The 5,256-nt window shown below is 72.7% G+C and carries 4 protein-coding genes; all 4 read left to right on the top strand.

Features of this window, described 5'->3' with window-relative positions:
* A partial coding sequence (locus VGD44_RS19610; protein WP_331090065.1) for a hypothetical protein occupies positions 1 to 199 on the top strand: 199 nt, incomplete at its 5' end.
* Between the two features lie 461 nt (positions 200 to 660).
* On the top strand, positions 661 to 1,935 hold the full coding sequence (locus VGD44_RS19605; protein WP_331090064.1) for a TolC family protein: 1,275 nt from the start codon (positions 661 to 663) through the stop codon (positions 1,933 to 1,935).
* Entirely contained in the window at positions 1,932 to 3,398 is a 1,467-nt protein-coding gene (locus tag VGD44_RS19600; RefSeq protein WP_331090063.1) for an efflux RND transporter periplasmic adaptor subunit, read from the top strand. The genes VGD44_RS19605 and VGD44_RS19600 overlap by 4 nt, the downstream gene beginning before the upstream one ends.
* The coding region (locus tag VGD44_RS19595) for a CusA/CzcA family heavy metal efflux RND transporter (protein WP_331090062.1) at positions 3,395 to 5,256 on the top strand (1,862 nt) is incomplete at its 3' end. The genes VGD44_RS19600 and VGD44_RS19595, both read left to right, overlap by 4 nt.

Raw genomic sequence — 5,256 nt, 5'->3', positions numbered from 1 at the left:
TGACGACGGTGGCGAATTCTTTCCTTGCTCAGCCCTCGTAAGGCTCAACGGGACCCAGCGGCTGCAGTCGGGGGATCGCGAGATCCAGCTTGCTCCGCTTGAGCGCATTGCGCAGCGCCACGACGGTGACGGGCCGTGGCCGGACGACGAACCTTGGCGCGCCTTCGGCTGGGCAGGAGCACTTGAGCAGGATCAATGACTGTACCTCGGAAGGGCGCCATGATTTGCAAATGATCGCGCGCCTCCTAGCGCTCCTCGCCGCCCTGGCCCTGGCCCTCAGCCCGCTGAACACCGCGGCCGCTGCGAGCACGTGCGCGCATATGGATGAGACCGTGGCCGCGCCGGGACCGGCGGACGGGATGTCCGCCATGCCCTGTTGTGATCCCGATCCGTCCGCACCCATGGACCCCGCCTGCGCAGCCGCCTGCGTCGCCATGGCGGGGGTCGTCGCCGACCTGCCCCAGGCCCTCGAGGTGGATGGGCGGGGCCAAACCTGGATCCGGTACGTCCCGCCCCCCACCCATGTCGTGCGAGATCGACCACCATCCCGCCCCGAACGACCACCGAGAGCCACCGCCTGAAGCTCGCCGCCGACGCCTGAGCGCCGCCGCGGCCTGAGACCGCGCGCCTGCGCCCTCGCTCCGTCTTCAGGACAAGCTCATGACTTGGATTTCCCCGCGCGTCGGGCGGCTGCGCCGCCACGTCGCTTGGTCCGGCCTCGCCGCCGGCGCCACCCTCTGCCTGATCGCGACGGCCGGGCGGGCTGCGCCGATCACGCTCGCCGCCGCCCTCGACGCGGCCGAGGCGCAAGCGCCCGAGCTGCAGGCGGCCGCCCTGCAAGCTGAAGCCGCCCGCTCGGCCGCCCGCGCGGCCGGCGCCTTGCCCGATCCCAAGCTGCAGCTGGGGATCGACAACTTCCCCATCTCGGGCCCCGCCGCCGGCCGGTTCGACGCCGAGGACATGACCATGGCCCGCGTCGGTTTCATGCAGGAGCTGCCCAGCCGCGCCAGGCGGAACGCCGAACGTGAGCGCGCCCGGACCGACATCTCCGCGGCCCTGGCCGACCGCCGTGTCGCGGCCCGGGAGGTGCGCGCCGCCGTGGCCGCCGCCTGGACCGAGCTGCACTACGCCCAGCGACGCCTGCAGGCCCTGGACGACGCCGCCGTGAGCCTGGACCCGCTCTGGGACGCGACCTTCAGCAGCGTCGCATCGGGGGCGGCCAGGCCCGCGGCGGGACCGGAGGCGCAGCGGCTGCGCGCCGAGCTCGCCGATCGCCGCAGCGAACTGGCCGCAGCCGTGGCCACCGCCCGTGCGCGCCTGGCCCGATGGACCGGAGACCCGGACGTGGGGACCGCTGGCGCGGCGCCGAGCCTGGAGTTCGATGCCGCGGCGCTGCGGGCGAGCGTCGAACGCCACCCCACGCTGGAAGCCCGCGACGCCGCGGTCCGCCAGGCCGGCGCTGAAGTCGGCCTCGCCCGCGCCGCCAAACGCCCGGACCTCGGTCTCGAGGTCGCCTACCAACGCCGCGACCCGATGTTCGGCGACATGGTCTCGGTGGGTGTCACCGTCAGCCTGCCGGTCTTCGCACGCAACCGCCAGGAGCCGATCATCGCCGCCCGCACCGCCGCCTTCGCCCAGGCGCGGGCCCAGCGCGAAGCCGCGCGGCGGACCCTGGCGGCAGAGCTCGAGGCAGGCCTGGCGGACTACGCCATGCGCCGCGAGCAGTGGTTGCGCGCCCGCGACACCCTCGTTCCGCTCGCGCGGGCCCGGGCCGACCTGGAGACCGCGAGCTACGCCGCTGGCCGCACCGGCGTGGCCGAGGTGACCGAGGCGCTCGCCGCCCGGGCCGAAGCCCACCTCACCCTGCTCGACCGCGAAGCCGCCCTGGCCAGCCAGGCCGTGCGGCTGGCCTACGCCTTCGGGAGTGATCAATGACCCGTTTCAAGACCTCCCGCGCCGGCCTGATCGCGGCCTCGGCCCTCTCCGCCGCCGCGCTCGCGGGCGGCGTGCTCATCGGCCGCGCCACGACGCCGGCCGGCGCGCCCGCCGGTCCGACCGCCGAATCCCGCAAGGTGCTCTACTGGTACGACCCGATGGTTCCGGGCCAGCGCTTCGAGCGGCCCGGCAAGTCTCCCTACATGGATATGCCGCTGGTCGCGAAGTACGCGGACGAGGCGCCCCCTGGGCCCGGGGTGCAGATCGACCCCGCCAAGGTCCAGAACCTCGGCGTTCGGACCGCCACCATCGAGCGGGGAACGCTTCCGAGCGGCGTAACCGCCACGGGCGTCATCGACTTCAACGAGCGCGACGTCGCCGTGGTCCAGGCCAAGGCCGCTGGGTTCGTGCAGCGGGTCTATGGGCGTGCGCCGGGCGATGTCGTCGGCGCCGGCGCGCCGCTGGCCGATGTGCTGGTCCCGGAGTGGGCGGGCGCGCAGGGCGAGTTCCTGGCGGTCCGCCGCACAGGCGACGCCGCCCTGATCCGCGCCGCGCGCCAGCGCCTCCAACTGCTGGGCATGCCGCCGGGCCTGATCGCCTCGGTGGAGCGCAGCGGCCAGGTGCGCAATGTCGCCACCGTCACGACGCCTAGCGGCGGGGTTATCAAGAGTCTAGGCGTCCGGAGCGGCATGACGGTGGCGGCCGGCCAGACCCTGGCGGAGGTGAACGGCCTCGGCCGTGTGTGGCTGAACGCGGCGGTCCCGGAGGCCGCCGCGGGTCTGGTGCAGCCCGGACAGACGGTCACCGCCACGCTCGCCGCTTATCCAGGCCAGACCTTCAGTGGTCGGGTGACCGCCATCCTGCCCCAGGCCGAAGCCGAGAGCCGGACGCTCACGGCGCGTGTCGAGCTGCCCAACCCGGATGGCCGGCTGCGGCCCGGCATGTTCGCCACGGTGCAGTTCGGCGGGGTGGCGCAGCCGGCGCTGCTCGTGCCCTCCGAGGCGGTGATCCGCACCGGACGGCGCACCCTGGTGATGCTGGCGGATCCCGGCGGTCGCTACACCCCGGCGGAGGTCCGCGTCGGTCGCGAAGCCGGCGGCCGCACCGAGGTGCTGGCGGGCCTGTCGGCGGGTGAGAAGGTGGTGGCCTCGGGCCAGTTCCTGCTCGACAGCGAGGCCAGCCTGTCAGGCGTCCAGGCCAGGCCGCTCGGCGCCCCCGCGCCGCTCAAGGCCGCGGCCGCCCTCCACGAGAGCGTCGGCCGGGTCGAGCAGATCGCGCCGGACCGGGTGACCTTGAGCCACGAGCCGGTGCCGGCGATCCAGTGGCCCGCCATGACCATGCAGTTCCGGCTCGCCGACCCCGCCCTGGCGCGTGGCCTGAAGGCCGGCGACCGGGTGAACTTTGCCTTCGAGCAGGCGCCTGCCGGTCCGACCGTGCGCCGCATGAACCGGGTTTCGCCATGATCGCGGCCCTGATCCGCGCCTCGGTCCGGGGCCGCTTCCTGGTCCTGCTCGCCGCCGTGGCCCTGCTCGTGGCTGGCGTGCTCGCCGTGCGCTCGACGCCGGTCGACGCCCTGCCCGACCTCTCCGACGTGCAGGTGGTGATCCGCACGACCTATCCCGGCCAAGCGCCGCAGATCGTGGAGAACCAGGTCACCTATCCGCTGACCACCACCATGCTCTCCGTGCCCGGCGCCAAGACGGTGCGCGGCTATTCGTTCTTCGGCGACAGCTTCGTCTACGTGCTGTTCGAGGATGGGACCGACCTCTACTGGGCTCGCTCGCGCGTGCTGGAGTACCTGAACCAGACGCAGGGCCGGTTGCCGGCGTCCGCGAGGCCGTCCCTCGGCCCGGACGCCACAGGCGTGGGCTGGATTTACGAGTACGCCCTCATCGACCGCTCCGGCCGCCACGACCTGTCGCAGCTTCGCGGCCTGCAGGACTGGTTCCTCCGCTACGAGCTGAAGACCGTCCCCGGCGTGGCCGAGGTGGCCAGCGTCGGCGGCATGGTGCGGCAGTACCAGGTGGTCCTCGACCCGGTGCGGCTCGCCGCCTACCGCGTGACGCACCCGGAGGTCGTCGAGGCGATCCGGCGCGCCAACCAGGAGGCCGGCGGCTCCGTGCTGGAGATGGGCGAGGCCGAGTACATGGTCCGCGCCTCCGGCTACCTGAAGACGCTGGACGACTTCCGCGCCATCCCGCTGCGCACCGCAGCCGGGGGCGTGCCGGTGCGCCTGGCCGACGTGGCGACCGTCCAGCTCGGACCGGAGATGCGCCGCGGCGTCGCCGAGTTGAACGGCGAGGGCGAAGTGGCGGGCGGCGTTGTGGTCCTGCGCTCCGGCAAGAACGCCCGCGAGACCCTGGGGGCCGTGAAGGCCAAGGTGGCAGAGCTGAAGCGCAGCCTTCCGGCCGGCGTGGAGCTGGTCACCACCTACGACCGCTCGCAGCTCATCGACCGCGCAATTGCCAACCTCACCCAGAAGCTCGCGGAAGAGTTCGTGGTCGTGGCGCTCGTCTGCGCGCTGTTCCTCTGGCATGCCCGCTCGGCCTTGGTGGCGGTCATCACCCTGCCGCTGGGGGTGCTCTTCGCCTTCCTGGTCATGCGCGCGCAGGGCGTGAACGCCAATATCATGTCGCTGGGCGGCATCGCCATCGCCATCGGCGCCATGGTCGATGCGGCGGTGGTGATGATCGAGAATGCGCACAAGCATATGGAAGCGTGGCGCCACGAGCATCCCGGCCGCACGCTGGAAGGCGACGAGCACTGGCAGGTGATCGGCGCGGCGGCGGCGCAAGTGGGACCGGCGCTGTTCTTCTCCCTGCTGATCATCGTGCTGTCCTTCGTGCCGGTGTTCACGCTGGAAGCGCAGGAAGGCCGCCTGTTCGCGCCGCTGGCCTTCACCAAGACCTATGCGATGGCGGCGGCGGCGGCGCTGGCGGTGACCCTGATCCCGGTCCTGATGGGCTACCTGATCCGCGGCCGCATCCCGGACGAACATGCCAACCCGCTCAATCGCTGGCTGATCGCGGCTTACCGGCCCTTGCTCGAGCAAGTCCTGCGCTGGCCGAAAGCCACGCTGGCGCTGGCGGCGGCGGTGGCGCTGCTGTCGCTGTGGCCGCTGGGGCGCCTGGGTGGGGAATTCATGCCGCCGCTGGACGAGGGCGACGTGCTGTACATGCCGTCCGCCTTGCCCGGCCTGGGCGCCGGCAAGGTGCAGCAATTGCTGCAGCAGACCGACCGCCTGATCAAGACCGTGCCCGAAGTGCACAGCGTGTTCGGCAAGGCGGGGCGGGCGGAATCGGCAACCGACCCGGCGCCGCT

It is taken from the genome of Phenylobacterium sp. (assembly GCF_036402295.1).
Taxonomy (GTDB): Bacteria; Pseudomonadota; Alphaproteobacteria; order Caulobacterales; family Caulobacteraceae; genus Phenylobacterium.
Note: the sequence above shows the minus strand (reverse complement) of the source record. Positions and strands in the feature narration are given on the sequence as shown.

What these genes read in the sequence shown, in the direction of transcription:
- VGD44_RS19605 (WP_331090064.1), top strand. Translation starts at nt 661, where the DNA reads ATGACTTGGATTTCCCCGCGCGTCGGGCGGCTGCGCCGCCACGTCGCT.
- VGD44_RS19600 (WP_331090063.1), top strand. Translation starts at nt 1,932, where the DNA reads ATGACCCGTTTCAAGACCTCCCGCGCCGGCCTGATCGCGGCCTCGGCC.